Consider the following 15,429-nt stretch of genomic DNA (forward strand, 5'->3'; position numbering starts at 1 on the left):
GACGATTCGGAAACTCGAATCCCGTGGCGTCTTTCCATCATTCCGGCTGACATGACTGGGTCTCCAACCTGAACACTTGGAGCTCCATGATGAACATTGCCCCGAACTTCCCAAAGCCCGACGTCACCACCGGGCCGCTTCCCGCCTCGACGAAGATCTTCTTGGCAGGGGACATGCACCCGGATATCCGCGTGCCCCTGCGCCAGATCGCGCTGCACCCGACATCGGGCGAAGTGCCTGTCAATATCTATGATGCGTCAGGTCCCTACACCGACCCGCAGGCGACAATCTTGATCGATCAGGGGCTTGCCCGGCACCGGACAGCCTGGGTTAAGGCACGCGGCGATGTCGAGGCCTATGACGGCCGCGACGTAAAGCCCGAGGACAATGGTTTCGTCTCGCCTGAGAAGATGACGCCGGTGTTTCCCGTGAATCATCGCCCGCTTCGCGCAGCAGGCGGCAAGGCCGTCACGCAGCTTGCCTATGCCCGCGCCGGCATCATCACGTCGGAAATGGAATATGTGGCGATCCGCGAAAACCTTGGCCGCCAGGCTGCGAAGGAAGCCCTTGTCCGCGACGGCGAAAGCTTCGGCGCTGCGATCCCCGATCACGTGACGCCGGAATTCGTCCGCCAGGAGATCGCCCTTGGCCGAGCGATCATCCCGGCCAACATTAATCATCCGGAATTGGAGCCGATGGTCATCGGTCGGAATTTCCTGGTGAAGATCAACGCCAATATCGGCAATTCGGCGGTCACCTCCTCCATGGCCGAAGAGGTCGAGAAGATGGTTTGGGCGATCCGCTGGGGCGCCGACACGGTCATGGATCTCTCGACCGGCCGCAACATTCACAACATCCGCGACTGGATCCTGCGCAATTCGCCCGTGCCGATCGGCACCGTGCCGCTCTACCAGGCGCTGGAAAAGGTCGGCGGCATTGCCGAGGACCTGACCTGGGAGGTCTATCGCGACACGCTGATCGAGCAGGCCGAGCAGGGCGTCGATTATTTCACCATCCATGCTGGTGTCAGGCTGCATTACATCCCGCTGACCGTGAACCGTGTCACCGGCATCGTTTCGCGCGGTGGTTCGATCATGGCCAAGTGGTGTCTGCATCATCACAAGGAGAGTTTCCTCTACGACCATTTCGAGGAAATCTGCGACATCTGCCGCGCCTACGACGTCTCCTTCTCGCTGGGCGACGGATTGCGGCCCGGCTCGATTGCCGATGCCAATGACGCTGCCCAATTTGCCGAGCTTGAGACGCTGGGTGAGCTGACGCAGATCGCTTGGGCGAAGGATTGCCAAGTGATGATCGAGGGTCCCGGCCATATTCCCATGCACAAGATCAAGGAGAACATGGACAAGCAGCTGAAGACCTGCGGCGAGGCCCCCTTCTATACGCTTGGACCGCTGACGACGGATATCGCACCCGGCTACGACCACATCACCTCGGGAATTGGTGCCGCAATGATCGGCTGGTTCGGCACGGCGATGCTCTGCTATGTCACGCCGAAGGAGCATCTGGGTCTGCCCGACCGCGACGACGTGAAGACCGGCGTCATCACCTACAAGATCGCAGCGCATGCCGCCGACCTCGCCAAGGGTCATCCGGCAGCGCAGCTGCGCGACGATGCACTCAGTCGCGCCCGTTTCGAATTCCGCTGGGAAGACCAGTTTAACCTGTCGCTTGACCCGGCGACGGCGCGATCGATGCATGACGAGACACTGCCGAAGGAGGCGCACAAGGTTGCGCATTTCTGCTCGATGTGCGGCCCGAAATTCTGCTCGATGCGCATCTCGCATGACATCCGCGCAGAGGCCCAGAAGGAAGGCCTGACCGCCATGGCGGAGAAATACCGCGCCGGCGGCAATCTCTACATGACGGGACAGGAAATCGCGGAACTTGGGGCGGGAGAGCGGCCATGACCATCCTGGTGAAGGGCGCCGGTGTCGCGGGGCTGGCGACGGCTCTGGAACTGGCGCGCAGGGGTGTCGCCGTCGAGGTCGTGGAGCGCCGGGCCGACATCGGGCTTGGCGCCTCTCATTGGGCAGGCGGCATGCTCGCCCCCTATTGCGAGCGGGAGGCGGCGGAAGAGATAGTGCTGACATTAGGTCTCTTGGCCGCCAACTGGTGGGACGAGGCCGTGCCCGGTCTCGTCCAGCGCCAGGGCACGCTGGCGCTGGCTAATCCCCGCGATCTCGTCGACCTCAAGCGCTTTGCGACCCGCACGCGCGGCCATCGCCGGGTGGGCGAGGACGAGATCGCAGAGCTTGAGCCAGATCTCAGAGGGCGTTTCGGCAACGGCCTCTTCTTTTCAGAAGAGGCTCATCTCGATCCACGCAAGGCTCTCCGGGGTCTGTATCAGGCGGCGCGGCAGCTCGGTGTCTCCTTCCGCTTCGGGGAGGAGGCCGGCGATGCGGGAGGCTATGCGAGCGTCGTGGATTGCCGGGGGCCGCAGGCGATCGGTGGGATCGACGGACTGCGCGGGGTGCGTGGGGAGATGCTTTATCTGGAGGCGGGTGACGTCACGCTCTCTCGTCCCGTCCGCCTTCTGCATCCCCGTCACCCCCTCTATATCGTGCCGCGCGGCAACGGGCTGTTCATGCTGGGCGCCACCATGATCGAGACGGAGGATGACGGGCCGATCACCGCGCGTTCCATGATGGAACTGCTGAACACCGCCTATGCGCTGCACCCGGCCTTTGCCGAGGCGCGCATCGTGGAAACCGGCACCGGCATTCGCCCGGCCTTCCCGGACAATGTGCCCCGCCTCATCGAAACATCCGAGGGACTGGCAGTCGCCGGCATGCATCGCCACGGTTTTCTGCTGGCTCCAGCACTTGCGCGAAAAGCGGCAGACAGGCTGACGACCATCCGTACATCGGAGAGAAGGAGGACCGCATGAAGCTCACCGTCAATGGAGAAGCCCTGGAGCTCGATGCCGGCAATCTGGCCGATCTGCTGGCCAAGCTCGACTATGAGGGCGAGTGGCTGGCAACCGCCGTCAATGGCGATCTGGTTCATCGCGAGGAGCGAGTCGTCCATCCCTTGAAGGAGGGCGACCGGATCGAGATCCTTTCACCCATGCAGGGAGGCTGAGATGGCCCTGGAACTCTATGGCAAGACAGTTACCTCGCGCCTGCTGCTCGGCACCGCACGCTACCCCTCGCCTGCGATCCTGGCGGAGGCCGTTCGGCGATCCAAGACCGAGATCGTCACCGTCTCTCTGCGCCGGGAAACCGCAGGCGGCAAGGCGGGCGGGGCCTTCTTCCAGCTAATCCGCGATCTCGGCGTTCACGTCCTGCCCAACACCGCCGGCTGCCACAGCGCCCGCGAGGCGGTGCTGACGGCAAAGATGGCGCGCGAGGTCTTTGGCACCAGCTGGATCAAGCTCGAGGTGATCGGCCATCACGACACGCTGCAGCCGGATGTTTTCGAACTGGTGGAAGCGGCGAAGATCCTCGGTTCCGAGGGCTTCGAGGTTTTCCCCTACACCACAGACGATTTGGTGGTCGGGGAGAAGCTTCTCGCCGCCGGATGCCGCGTGCTGATGCCATGGTGCGCGCCGATCGGCAGCGCCATGGGGCCCCAGAATCTGCCGGCGCTCAAATCCATGCGGGCGGAATTCCCCGACGTACCGCTGATCGTCGATGCCGGCATCGGTCGTCCCTCCCATGCGGCTGAAGTGATGGAACTCGGCTATGACGCCGTACTGCTTAACACCGCCGTTGCGAGCGCCGGCGATCCGGCTGATATGGCAGAGGCCTTTGCCAAGGCGATCGAGGCAGGACATATCGCCCATCAAGCCGGCATGCTGGAACCGCGCGACATGGCGGTGCCGTCAACACCCGTCATCGGAAAGGGGGTCTTCGCATGAAGCTCGATCCCTTCTACCTGATAGTCGACAGCGCCGACTGGATCGAGCGGCTGGTGCCGCTGGGCGTCAAACTGGTGCAGTTGCGGATGAAAGACGCCGAGGAAAGCGTGCTTCGCCAGCACATCCGCCGCGCCCGGCAATGCTGTGCCGATCATGGTTGCCAGCTCATCGTCAACGACTTCTGGCAGATGGCCATCGAGGAGGCCTGCGACTTTATCCATCTCGGCCAGGAGGATCTGGCAACGGCTGACCTCGCAGCCATCCGCAGCGCGGGCCTGAAACTCGGCCTCTCGACCCATGACGAGGTGGAACTCGAAACCGCACTGGCCGCCAAGCCCGATTACATTGCCCTCGGCCCCGTCTATCCGACGATCCTGAAAAAAATGTCCTGGGCGCCGCAGGGCTTGGCACGACTGACAGTGTGGAAGGAAAAGATCGGCCCTCTGCCGCTGGTCGCGATCGGCGGGCTTCGCCCTGACCGGCTTCCCGGCGTCTTTGCTGCAGGGGCAGGAAGCGCGGCGGTGGTCACCGACATCACGCTCAATGCCGATCCTGAGGCGCGAACCCGGGAATGGCTTGAAGTGACCGAACCATGGCGTTGACCATGCATGCGAGCTTTGGTCGCTCTACTGGTAATTCGGCTGCATTTCCGCCATATAGGCTGAAAGTGCAGCTTTCTGGAGTGACGATGTCGGAGCAGGTCGAATTCGCAAGGATGAACGGGCTTGGCAACAAGATCCTGGTTATCGACATGCGCGGTCGCACCGACCGGGTGACGCCGGCTGCCGCCGTTGCACTCGCCGCTGACCCCTCGACTGCGTTCGACCAGATCATGGCGATCCATGATCCGAAGCTCGATGGCACCGATGCCTATATCGACATCCTGAACTGCGACGGATCGAAGGCCCAGGCCTGCGGCAACGGTACGCGCTGCGTGGTGCAGGCGCTCGCCAGTGAAACCGGCCGCAAGAGCTTCACCTTCCAGACCATTGCCGGCATTCTGAACGCCGTTGAACATCAGGACGGAACGATCTCCGTCGACATGGGCAAGCCGGTATTTGCCTGGGACAAGATCCCGCTGTCGGAAGAATTCCACGACACCAGCCGGATCGAGCTGCAGATCGGCCCGATCGACGCACCGATCCTGCATTCGCCCTCGGCCATGTCGATGGGCAATCCGCATGCTGTGTTCTGGGTCGATCGCGATCCGACGACCTATGACCTCGAGCGCTTCGGGCCACTTCTGGAAAACCACCCGATCTTCCCGGAAAAGGCCAATATCACCCTCGCCCAGGTCACCTCGAAGACATCAATGGTAACACGCACCTGGGAGCGCGGCGCCGGCCTGACGCTCGCCTGCGGCTCCGCCGCCTGCGCCGCCGGAGTTTCCGCCGCCCGTACCGGTCGTACCGAGCGCAAGGTGACGATCACGGTGGCGTCGAGCCCCAATCGCGGCACGCTGACCATCGACTGGCGTCCCGACGACAAGGTCGTGATGACCGGCCCCGCCGAATGGGAATGGTCGGGCATGGTGGATCCGGCGACGGGCAGCTGGCAGCGCGATACAAGCGCCGATGCAGAGGCCGCCACCCCGTGACCTCCGCGCGACATGGCGCCGTCGAGGTCATCACCTTCGGCTGTCGCCTCAACACTTACGAATCCGAAGTCATGAAGGCCGAGGCCGCCAAGGCCGGGCTCGACAACGCAATCCTCGTCAACACCTGTGCGGTCACCTCGGAGGCCGTGCGTCAGGCCCGCCAGGCGATCCGCCGGGCGCGGCGGGAAAACCCTAAGGCTCGTATCATTGTCACGGGTTGCGCCGCCCAGACGGAAGCGCAAAACTTTGCGGCCATGCCAGAAGTCGACGCAGTCCTCGGCAACGAGGAGAAGTTGAAGGCCGAGCACTATCGCCGCCTTCCGGATTTCGGCGTCTCGGCGGAAGAAAAGGTTGCCGTCAACGACATCATGAGCGTGACCGAGACGGCACCGCAAATGGTGGCGCATATCGACGGTCATGTGCGCGGTTTCCTGCAGGTGCAGAATGGCTGCGATCACCGCTGCACCTTCTGCATCATCCCCTATGGCCGTGGAAATTCACGCTCCGTGCCGATGGGCGCCGTCGTCGAGCAGGCGCGCAAGCTCGTCGAAAACGGCTATCGCGAAGTGGTACTGACCGGGGTGGATGCGACGAGCTATGGCGCCGACCTGCCCGGCAATCCGACGCTTGGCCTTCTCGCCAAGACGCTGCTGAAGCAGGTGCCGGAAATCCTGCGGCTGCGTCTTTCCTCGATCGACAGCATCGAGGCGGACAACCATCTCTTCGATCTGATTGCCGATGAGCCGCGTTTCATGCCGCATCTGCATTTATCGCTGCAGCATGGCGACGACATGATCCTGAAGCGCATGAAGCGGCGGCATTCGCGCGCTGATGCGATTTCTTTTGCCGGGCAGGTCCGGCGTCTGCGCCCCGGCTTTGCCTTCGGCGCCGACATGATCGCCGGTTTCCCGACGGAGACCGAGGAGATGGCGGCAAACTCCGCGCGCCTGGCCGAAGAGATCGGCATCGCGCATCTGCATGTCTTTCCCTACAGCCCCCGCCCCGGCACGCCGGCAGCTCGCATGCCGCAGCTCGACCGGGCGCTCGTGAAGGCGCGCGCAGCAGAGCTTCGGGCCGTCGCCGATCGATTGCAGGCTGTGCATCTGGCGTCGCGTGTTGGGACCCGCCAGAAGCTGCTGGTCGAGCGCAACGAAATGGCGCATACGGAAGACTTCACCCTCGTTGCGACGCCCGGCATGACACCCGGCAGCCTCATCGAGGTCTCGATCGGCGGCCACACCGGCCGCCATCTGATGATTGCATTGGCGGCGGCAAGCGCGGCTGCCTGACAGACGGAATAGAGTGACCATGGCCCTCGGCTTCATCAAGAAAGTCTTCACCTTCGGCAAGGAGAAGCCCGCAGAAGCGCCCGCTGCGCCGGCGGAGCTGACAGCCGAGGAAAAGGCGGCGATATCTGCCGAAAGCGAGCCTAGGGATCGGGCGGAGGACCTGCCTCTGGCCGAGGATCCGGTTCTCGCCGAGGAGATGGAAACGGCTGGCGGCCCATCGGACGATCTTTCGCCCGAGGATCTGTCCATGGTGCCGCTCGAGCTGCTTGAAGCCGAGGCAGGCGATGCGATGCATACTGTGGCTGAGCCGGTTGCCGATCCTGACGCTGCAGCAGCGCTGGATCTCGGCAATACCGAGGGCGAAACCGCGTCTCCTCCGGAGCGTGAGGAGCCAGCCGCGCCCGTGCTGCCCAAAGGATTTGCCGCGGCTGAAGCCGGGCCCCTCAAACCGGAAGCCGTGGTGCCCGCAGAAAAGCTCAGCTGGTTCCAGCGGCTTAAGGCCGGCCTGTTCCGGACGTCCTCGCAACTAACCGGCCAGATCACGGCTCTGTTCACCAAGCGCAAGCTGGACGACGAGACGCTGGAGGAACTGGAAGACCTACTGATTCAGGCTGATCTTGGCGTCGAAACGGCACTCCGCGTCACTGACACGCTGGCCTCCGAACGATATGGCAAGGATGTCACCGGTGAAGACGTGACCAAGATCATGGCGACAGAGATCGTCAAGGTGTTGAAGCCGGTTGCCAAGCCGCTGGCGCTTGATCTGGCCCACAAGCCGCATGTGATCCTGGTCGTCGGAGTGAATGGCACAGGCAAGACGACGACGATCGGCAAGCTTGCAGCTAAACTTTCAGGCTCTGGACTGAAGGTGATGCTCGCCGCTGGGGATACCTTCCGTGCTGCGGCCATCGAACAGCTGAAAATCTGGGCCGATCGTACCGGCTCGACCTTTATCGGGACGAAACTTGGCGCAGACGCGGCCGGTCTAGCCTACGAAGCCTTTGAGAAAGCCAAGGCCGACAAGGCCGACGTGCTGATCATCGACACCGCCGGTCGCCTGCAGAACAAGGCCGAACTGATGGCGGAGCTGGAAAAGATCGTGCGTGTCCTCGGCAAGCTCGATCCGGATGCACCGCATACCGTGCTGCAGACGCTCGATGCGACGACAGGCCAGAACGCCCTGCAGCAGGTGGAGATTTTCCGCAATGTCGCCGGCGTCAACGGGCTGATCATGACGAAGCTGGACGGGACGGCCCGTGGCGGTATTCTCGTTGCCATTGCTGCCAAGCACAAGCTGCCCGTCTATTTCATCGGCGTCGGCGAAGGCATCGACGACCTGGAACCCTTCGAGGCGGAAGACTTTGCCAGCGCCATTGCCGGCATCGCGCGCTGAGCGCCGGAAACATTAGGAAACGACACCATGTCGGATACATCCACCGATACCCACGCCTCCAAGGCCGATAAACAGCATCCGCTTTTGAAGATGGCGCTGGAACTCGGCCCTCTGATGGTCTTCTTTTTCGGCAATCTGCGCGGGGAATGGCTGTCGCGGACGTTCCCGGAGCTGACGGCCATCGGCGGTCCGCTTCTGATTGCAACCGCTCTCTTCATGGCGGCAACGGTGATCTCGCTCCTGGTTTCGAAGATCGTCTTCAAGCATCTGCCCGTCATGCCGCTCGTTTCCGGCGTGGTCGTGATGGTTTTCGGTGGCCTTTCCATCTGGCTGCAGGACGAGACCTTCATCAAAATGAAGCCGACTATCGTCAACACGCTGTTTGGTCTCGTTCTGCTCGGCGGCCTCGCCTTCGGCACATCGCTGCTCGGCTATGTCTTCAACGCGGCATTCCAGCTTGACGCCGAAGGCTGGAAGAAGCTGACGCTGCGCTGGGGTATCTTCTTCCTGTTTCTCGCCGTTCTCAACGAAGTGGTGTGGCGCAACTTTTCCGACGATGTCTGGGTGAGCTTCAAGGTCTGGGGCACGATGCCGATCACCATCCTGTTCACCCTGGCGCAGATGCCGCTGATCATGAAGCATTCCCTGGACGAAAAGGATGAAAAATGACCGCGATGACCAGCCACGCGGACGACCGTTCTTCAACCCGCTTCTGGCTGTTGGTCACCGCACTCATCATTCTGGTTCAGGTGCTGTCGCAGTATCTCATGGGCCGCATCTGGATTTGCGAGTGCGGCTACGTGAAACTGTTCGAGGCCGGCGTGAATACACCGGGCAACTCTCAGCACCTGTTTGACTGGTACACGCCCTCGCACATCATCCATGGCTTCCTGTTCTACGGCCTTGGCTGGTTGATCCTGCGGCGCAAGCCGGTTGCGGCTCGGCTTGCGCTCTCAGCTCTGATCGAAGCGGGTTGGGAGATCCTTGAAAATTCCCCTCTTGTCATCGACCGCTATCGAACCGCGACCATGGCGATCGGCTATACCGGAGACAGCATCCTGAATTCAGGGATGGATATGGTGTCGATGATTGCTGGTTTCTTCTTCGCCGCCCGGGCGCCGGTCTGGCTCACCATTGCCATCGCCATTGGCTTCGAGATCCTGACCGCGTTTGTCATTCGGGACAATCTGACGCTCAATGTTTTGATGCTGGTCTGGCCGATCGAGGCAGTGAAGGTCTGGCAAGCTGCGCTTTAAGGGCTCAAGAGCCTGCCAGAGCTTTCTCGATGGCCGGGATCAACTGCGTATCGATGGACGCCTGATCGAAAGGGCCAACCTTCTTGAACAGGATCGTGCCATCCGGGGCGACCAGATAACTTTCCGGAATGCCGTAGACGCCCCAGTCAATGGCGGCTTTGCCGTTAGGATCAACCCCGATTGCCTGGAAAGGATTACCGAGTTCGCCGAGGAAACGCAGCGCGTTGTCGTTGCGGTCCTTGTAGTTGATACCCACCAGTGTGATGCGGGGATCCTTCGAGAGGGCGAGGAGCAGGGGATGCTCCTCCCGGCAGGGGACGCACCACGATGCGAAGACATTGACCAGCGTCAGTTTGCCGGCAATCGCCGCAGTGTTGAGTGCGGGCCGGTCGGATCCCTCAAGTGCTGCGAGTTCGAGGGCGGGCGCTTTCGTGCCGAGCAGCGCCGAGGGGATTTCCGAGACATCACGTCCGGATTCGAGCTGTGTGGCAAATGCGATCGCCAGTGCCGCGAAGATCACCAAGGGGAGCGCCGCAATCACATAGCGAAGTCGGCTTTTCGCGGACGGCTTCGGAGGGGTCTCGGCCGAGGTCATGCCGTAGGCTCCGGCGTCGCTGCGGCTTGTGACCTTCTGCGTATCCCCTGGGCTTCGAGAAGCTTGAGCTCAGCCTGGCGTGCACGACCATCGAGATAGACCCACAAGGCCAAACCCAGAGAGATACCGGCGGCAAGACCGTAGGATCCGAAGACATAGAAGGCGTGGCTCATACGACTTGCTCCCGGCTGGCCTGACGGGCTGCCATGCGACGCTGGGCAGTGACACGGCGGCGCCAAATCTCGTTGCGCATGGCCATCAGGTGCAAGGTGAAGAACAGACAGGTAAAAGCGATTGCCATGACGAGGAGCGGCCAGAGGAATTCAGGGTCAATGGTCGGGCCATCGAGGCGCATGACGCTTGCCGGTTGGTGCAGTGTGTTCCACCAGTCGACCGAGAACTTGATGATCGGGATGTTGACGAAGCCGACAAGGATCAGCACCGCGCTGACACGTGCTGCACGAGACGGATCGTCCATGGCGCGGTTGAAGGCGATCAACCCTAAATACATCAGGAAGAGCACGAAGACGGAGGTCAGTCGGGCATCCCAGACCCACCAGGTTCCCCACATCGGCTTGCCCCAGAGTGAGCCGGTCACCAGCGCGATCAAAGTGAATCCGGCGCCGAGGGGGGCTGCCGCCTTATGGCTGACATCCGCGAGTGGATGGCGCCAGACGAGCGTGCCGATCGCAGACAGCGCCATCACGGAATAACACATCATCGAGAGCCAAGCCGCAGGGACATGCACATACATGATCCGGACGGTGTCACCCTGCTGATAATCCCCTTCGGTCGTAAAGCTCATGACGAGGCCGATTGCGAAGAGCACGGCTGTCAGGCCGGCCAGCCACGGCAAGATCCGGGCTACGAGCGCCAGGAAGCGTGTCGGGTTGGCGAGGTCGCCGATTTTGGAGAAGGCAAGGCTGCTATCGGTCATGACGTGTTTCTAACCTGTCTCCGATCGGCCTGCAATTGATCACGGTCAAACCGGTGGCTGTTAATCCGCGGCATTGCGAAGCGCAGCCGCTGCCGCAACGGGGCCGATCACGGCAAAGAAGAGCGTGATGGCGGCGAGGAAGAGGAAGGGCGGCAGGAAGGGTGCCGGATCCTCGACTGCCGCGTAAGATGCGCTGACGCCGAAGATGAGAACGGGGATGGCGAGCGGCAAGACCAGGATGGACACGAGCAAGCCACCTCGGGGGAGCGCTACGGCCACCGCAGCACCGGCTGCGCCAATGAACGTGATCGCGGGCGAGCCGACGAGCAGTGTCAGCATCACCGCTCCGATCGCCACCTCATCCATGTTCATGAACAGGCCGAGCAGAGGCGAGGCAATGACGAGTGGCAGGCCCGTCGCCACCCAGTGGGCCAGGCACTTGACGAGGACCGTGAGAACAAGCGGTGTTTCCTGCATCAGCAGGATGTCGAGGGAGCCATCGTCCCGCTCGGCCTGAAACAGACGATCAAGGCCAAGAAGAGCAGAGAGCAGGGCGCCGATCCAGACGATCGCGGGGCCGATACGCGCCAGCAGATTGAGATCTGGGCCAACACCGAACGGTATGACGGCGACCACCGTCATGAAGAACAGGACCCCGATCAAGGCACCGCCGCCAGAACGCACCGATAGCTTCAGGTCGCGAAGTAAGAGCGCCATCATGTCAGCGGCTCCAGATCATGAAACTCGAAGCCCTTCATTTCAAGCGTCTGGGCACTTTCCATGCCGAGCGGCTGGTGGGTGGCGGCAAGGACGATGCCGCCTGACCTTCTGTGTTGCCGAACGAGGTCCTCGAAGAGGCGATCGGCCCTGTTGTCGAGTGCCGCTGTCGGCTCGTCCAATATCCAGATCGGCCGGTTAGCGACCAGCAGACGTGCCATCGCGAATCGGCGCTGCTGACCGGCGGATAGATAACCGTAAGGAAGGTGCAGAATGCCGGCGAGGTCGACGGCAGAGGCGGCGTCCTCCATGCTCAGGCTCAAACCCTGGCCGACATCGCCGAGATACTGTTTCCAGAACTGCAGGTTTTCCAGAACCGTCAGTTCGCGTTTCATACCATTTCGGTGACCGAGATAATGACTGAATTCCCGAGCGGGTCTTGCCTCGTCTTCACCTTCTAAGTGGCATCTGGCCTCGCCTGCTTCCGGCAGCAAAAGTCCGGCGATAACGCGCAGCAAAGTCGATTTTCCGGAGCCGTTACGGCCCGTCAGAATTAGCGCCTCTCCAGCCGCCAAGGTAAAGGAAATATTAGTAAAAATCAGATCTTCGCCCCTTCGGGCAGACAGAGCATCGGCGACCAGCCTGATCATGTGCGCTTTCCGGCAGGATGAGGCCTGCCTCATAAAAAATCTCGGTTTTCGCCCTTCGTCGGTCTGGCACCTTTCTTAGAAATTATCTATAAGACCTGCAACCACGCCAGCGGCCGGCGTGAAGTTCATCCTTGTGCCGAACTTGAAAATCGCCAGAAGCGATTTCCACGGGCGGACAGCGGAAATGGTCGTACCCGCATCCTGATGTGCATGAAGTGCATAGGCGTCCGCACGAATGTGTTGGCTATCAGTTTAAGCGGGGTTTCTATCCGTGGCTAAATCTCTCGACAGCTTCAATTGCCGGTCGGTTCTGACCGTCGACGGCAAAGACTACGTCTATTACAGCATTCCGAAAGCCGAAGCGAATGGCCTGGCGGGTGTCTCGAAACTTCCCTACTCGATGAAGGTCCTGCTGGAGAATCTTCTCCGCAACGAGGATGGCCGCTCGGTCACCAAGAAGGACATTCAGGCCGTTGCCGAATGGCTGACCAATAAGGGTCTGACCGAAGCGGAAATCGCCTATCGCCCGGCTCGCGTGCTGATGCAGGACTTCACCGGCGTTCCCGCCGTCGTCGACCTTGCCGCCATGCGTGACGCCATGGTCAATCTCGGCGGTGATCCGGAAAAGATCAACCCGCTGGTTCCCGTCGACCTCGTCATCGACCACTCTGTCATCGTGGACGAATTCGGCACGCCGACGGCTTTTGCCCGCAATGTCGAGCTTGAATACGAGCGTAACGGCGAGCGCTACCGCTTCCTCAAGTGGGGCCAGCAGGCATTCAAGAACTTCCGCGTCGTTCCGCCCGGCACCGGCATCTGTCACCAGGTCAATCTGGAATACCTCGGCCAGACCGTCTGGACCAAGGATGAGGACGGCGAAACCACTGCTTACCCCGACACCTGCGTCGGCACCGACAGCCACACGACGATGATCAACGGTCTCGGCGTTCTCGGCTGGGGCGTTGGTGGTATCGAAGCCGAAGCTGCCATGCTCGGCCAGCCGGTCTCCATGCTTCTGCCAGAAGTCATCGGCTTCAAGCTCACCGGCAAGGTGAAGGAAGGCGTCACCGCGACCGACCTCGTTCTCACCGTCGTGCAGATGCTGCGCAAAAAGGGCGTTGTCTCCAAGTTCGTCGAATTCTTCGGCCCCGGCCTTGATTCGATGTCGCTCGCAGACCGTGCCACCATCGGCAACATGGGCCCGGAATATGGCGCAACCTGCGGCTTCTTCCCGGTTGACGGCGAAACCATCAACTACCTGACCATGTCCGGCCGCACCAAGGACCGCATTGCCCTCGTCGAAGCTTATTCGAAGGCTCAGGGCATGTGGCGCGATGGCGACGGTTCGGACCTCGTCTTCACCGACACACTCGAACTCGACCTCGGCGACGTTGTCCCGTCTATGGCCGGCCCGAAGCGTCCGGAAGGCCGTCTGCCGCTCGAAACCATCGCTCCGAACTTCGCAACGGCGCTGGAAAACGACTACAAGAAGCCGGGCCAGCTGACCAACCGCTACGCGGTTGAAGGCACCGACTATGACATCGGCCATGGCGATGTGGCGATTGCCGCCATCACCTCCTGCACCAACACCTCGAACCCGAGCGTGCTGATTGCGGCCGGCCTTCTTGCCCGCAACGCCGTTGCCAAGGGCCTGAAGTCCAAGCCCTGGGTCAAGACGTCGCTCGCACCGGGATCGCAGGTCGTCGCCGAATATCTCGCCAAGTCGGGCTTGCAGACTTCACTGGATGCGCTCGGCTTCAACCTCGTCGGCTTCGGTTGCACCACCTGCATCGGCAATTCCGGCCCGCTGCCGGCGCCAATCTCGAAGACGATCAACGACAAGGGCCTGATCACAGCCGGCGTGCTCTCGGGCAATCGCAACTTCGAAGGCCGCATCTCGCCTGATGTCCAGGCCAACTACCTGGCATCGCCGCCGCTGGTCGTCGCCTACGCGCTTGCCGGTACCGTGCAGAAGGACCTGACCACGGAGCCGCTCGGCGAAGACCACAACGGCAACCCGGTCTTCCTCAAGGATATCTGGCCGACCTCGCACGAGATCCAGGAATTCATCCTGAAATACGTCACCCGCGAGCTCTACGAATCGAAGTATGCGGACGTGTTCAAGGGTGATGAAAACTGGCAGGCCGTTCAGGTTCCTGCCGGCCAGACTTACGCTTGGGATGACAAATCGACCTATGTGCAGAACCCGCCCTACTTCGTTGGCATGGGCAAGACGGGCTCGGGCCTGAAGAACATCAAGGGCGCTCGCGTCCTCGGTCTCTTCGGCGACAAGATCACCACCGACCACATCTCTCCGGCCGGTTCGATCAAGGCCGCGTCGCCTGCAGGTGCCTACCTGACCGACAACGGCGTCGCAGTCGCCGACTTCAACCAGTACGGCACGCGCCGTGGTAACCACGAAGTCATGATGCGCGGCACGTTTGCCAACATCCGCATCCGCAACCACATGCTCGGCCCGAACGGCAAGGAAGGTGGCTACACGGTCCACTATCCGTCCAAGGAAGAGCTGTCGATCTACGATGCGGCGATGATGTACAAGCAAGAGGGCGTTCCGCTGGTCATCTTCGCGGGCGTTGAATACGGCAACGGTTCGTCGCGTGACTGGGCTGCCAAGGGCACCAACCTGCTCGGCGTCAAGGCAGTCGTCGCTCAGTCGTTTGAGCGTATCCACCGTTCGAACCTCGTCGGTATGGGCGTCGTGCCCTTCACCTTCGAGGAAGGCACGACCTGGGCCTCGCTGAACCTCAAGGGCGACGAAATCGTCACGATCGAGGGGTTGGAAGGCGATATCAAGCCGCGCGAGAAGAAGATCGCGAAGATCACCTACTCCGATGGCACCGTGAAGGAGGTACCGCTGCTCTGCCGCATCGATACGCTCGACGAAGTGACCTACATGAACAATGGCGGCATTCTGCAGACTGTTCTGCGTGACCTCGCTGCCTGATTGTTTTGTGCTTTACTTTGAGAGGCCGCCGGGTGACCGGCGGCCTTTTTTGTGCCGATCTCGGCGAATGCCGTTGTGACGAAAGTTTCACCCCATCGTGACTTTGCGCGCAAGGTGTAAGGGGCTATCAAGTGCACCACCAGGGATGAA

The 15,429-nt window shown here is 61.5% G+C and carries 16 protein-coding genes; 11 read left to right on the plus strand and 5 right to left on the minus strand.

Annotated features, from left to right (window positions below):
- Positions 1 to 89: 89 nt before the first annotated feature.
- The 10 genes from thiC to ASE36_RS16155 all read left to right on the plus strand — a co-directional run bounded on the left by thiC (position 90) and on the right by ASE36_RS16155 (position 9,415).
- Positions 90 to 1,928, plus strand: a complete 1,839-nt coding sequence (gene thiC / locus ASE36_RS16110) for a phosphomethylpyrimidine synthase ThiC (RefSeq protein WP_062281944.1) — start codon at positions 90 to 92, stop codon at positions 1,926 to 1,928.
- A complete protein-coding gene (gene thiO, locus ASE36_RS16115) occupies positions 1,925 to 2,908 on the plus strand; it encodes a glycine oxidase ThiO (RefSeq protein ID WP_062281946.1) in 984 nt (327 codons plus the stop codon). The genes thiC and thiO overlap by 4 nt, the downstream gene beginning before the upstream one ends.
- A complete protein-coding gene (gene thiS, locus ASE36_RS16120; RefSeq protein WP_062281949.1) occupies positions 2,905 to 3,102 on the plus strand; it encodes a sulfur carrier protein ThiS in 198 nt (65 codons plus the stop codon). The genes thiO and thiS overlap by 4 nt, the downstream gene beginning before the upstream one ends.
- Position 3,103: 1 nt before the next feature.
- Positions 3,104 to 3,880: a thiazole synthase gene (locus tag ASE36_RS16125; RefSeq protein WP_062281952.1), complete on the plus strand. Its 777-nt coding sequence runs from the start codon at positions 3,104 to 3,106 to the stop codon at positions 3,878 to 3,880.
- Complete coding sequence (locus tag ASE36_RS16130; RefSeq protein WP_062281955.1) at positions 3,877 to 4,482, plus strand: thiamine phosphate synthase; 606 nt, start codon at positions 3,877 to 3,879, stop codon at positions 4,480 to 4,482. Before ASE36_RS16125 ends, ASE36_RS16130 begins: the two co-directional genes overlap by 4 nt.
- An 86-nt stretch (positions 4,483 to 4,568) precedes the next feature.
- Positions 4,569 to 5,477: a diaminopimelate epimerase gene (dapF, locus tag ASE36_RS16135; RefSeq protein ID WP_062281958.1), complete on the plus strand. Its 909-nt coding sequence runs from the start codon at positions 4,569 to 4,571 to the stop codon at positions 5,475 to 5,477.
- Entirely contained in the window at positions 5,474 to 6,766 is a 1,293-nt protein-coding gene (gene mtaB, locus ASE36_RS16140) for a tRNA (N(6)-L-threonylcarbamoyladenosine(37)-C(2))-methylthiotransferase MtaB (RefSeq protein ID WP_082511147.1), read from the plus strand. Before dapF ends, mtaB begins: the two co-directional genes overlap by 4 nt.
- A 19-nt stretch (positions 6,767 to 6,785) precedes the next feature.
- Positions 6,786 to 8,159: a signal recognition particle-docking protein FtsY gene (gene ftsY, locus ASE36_RS16145; protein WP_062281962.1), complete on the plus strand. Its 1,374-nt coding sequence runs from the start codon at positions 6,786 to 6,788 to the stop codon at positions 8,157 to 8,159.
- A gap of 27 nt (positions 8,160 to 8,186) precedes the next feature.
- Positions 8,187 to 8,828, plus strand: coding sequence for a septation protein A (locus tag ASE36_RS16150; protein ID WP_062281965.1), 642 nt, complete (start codon positions 8,187 to 8,189; stop codon positions 8,826 to 8,828).
- Positions 8,825 to 9,415, plus strand: coding sequence for a DUF2585 domain-containing protein (locus tag ASE36_RS16155; RefSeq protein WP_082511149.1), 591 nt, complete (start codon positions 8,825 to 8,827; stop codon positions 9,413 to 9,415). Before ASE36_RS16150 ends, ASE36_RS16155 begins: the two co-directional genes overlap by 4 nt.
- A gap of 4 nt (positions 9,416 to 9,419) precedes the next feature.
- Here ASE36_RS16155 and ASE36_RS16160 read toward each other — a convergent pair whose 3' ends face one another.
- Genes ASE36_RS16160 through ccmA form a run of 5 tightly spaced genes read right to left on the minus strand, consistent with a single transcriptional unit; the run spans position 9,420 to position 12,311 of the window.
- On the minus strand, positions 9,420 to 10,010 hold the full coding sequence (locus ASE36_RS16160; protein WP_062281967.1) for a DsbE family thiol:disulfide interchange protein: 591 nt from the start codon (positions 10,008 to 10,010) through the stop codon (positions 9,420 to 9,422).
- Complete coding sequence (ccmD, locus tag ASE36_RS16165; RefSeq protein WP_062281970.1) at positions 10,007 to 10,183, minus strand: heme exporter protein CcmD; 177 nt, start codon at positions 10,181 to 10,183, stop codon at positions 10,007 to 10,009. Before ccmD ends, ASE36_RS16160 begins: the two co-directional genes overlap by 4 nt.
- Entirely contained in the window at positions 10,180 to 10,947 is a 768-nt protein-coding gene (locus ASE36_RS16170; protein ID WP_062281973.1) for a heme ABC transporter permease, read from the minus strand. The genes ccmD and ASE36_RS16170 overlap by 4 nt, the downstream gene beginning before the upstream one ends.
- A gap of 60 nt (positions 10,948 to 11,007) precedes the next feature.
- Complete coding sequence (ccmB, locus tag ASE36_RS16175) at positions 11,008 to 11,667, minus strand: heme exporter protein CcmB (RefSeq protein WP_062281976.1); 660 nt, start codon at positions 11,665 to 11,667, stop codon at positions 11,008 to 11,010.
- Complete coding sequence (ccmA, locus tag ASE36_RS16180) at positions 11,664 to 12,311, minus strand: heme ABC exporter ATP-binding protein CcmA (RefSeq protein WP_062282753.1); 648 nt, start codon at positions 12,309 to 12,311, stop codon at positions 11,664 to 11,666. Before ccmA ends, ccmB begins: the two co-directional genes overlap by 4 nt.
- Before the next feature lie 274 nt (positions 12,312 to 12,585).
- On the opposite strand from ccmA, the gene acnA reads away from it, so the two are divergent.
- Positions 12,586 to 15,279 carry an aconitate hydratase AcnA gene (gene acnA / locus ASE36_RS16185; RefSeq protein WP_062281980.1) on the plus strand — a complete coding sequence of 898 codons (2,694 nt, stop codon included), beginning with the start codon at positions 12,586 to 12,588 and terminating at the stop codon, positions 15,277 to 15,279.
- Positions 15,280 to 15,429 lie beyond the last annotated feature (150 nt).

The organism is Rhizobium sp. Root274, assembly GCF_001429245.1.
GTDB lineage: Bacteria > Pseudomonadota > Alphaproteobacteria > Rhizobiales > Rhizobiaceae > Allorhizobium.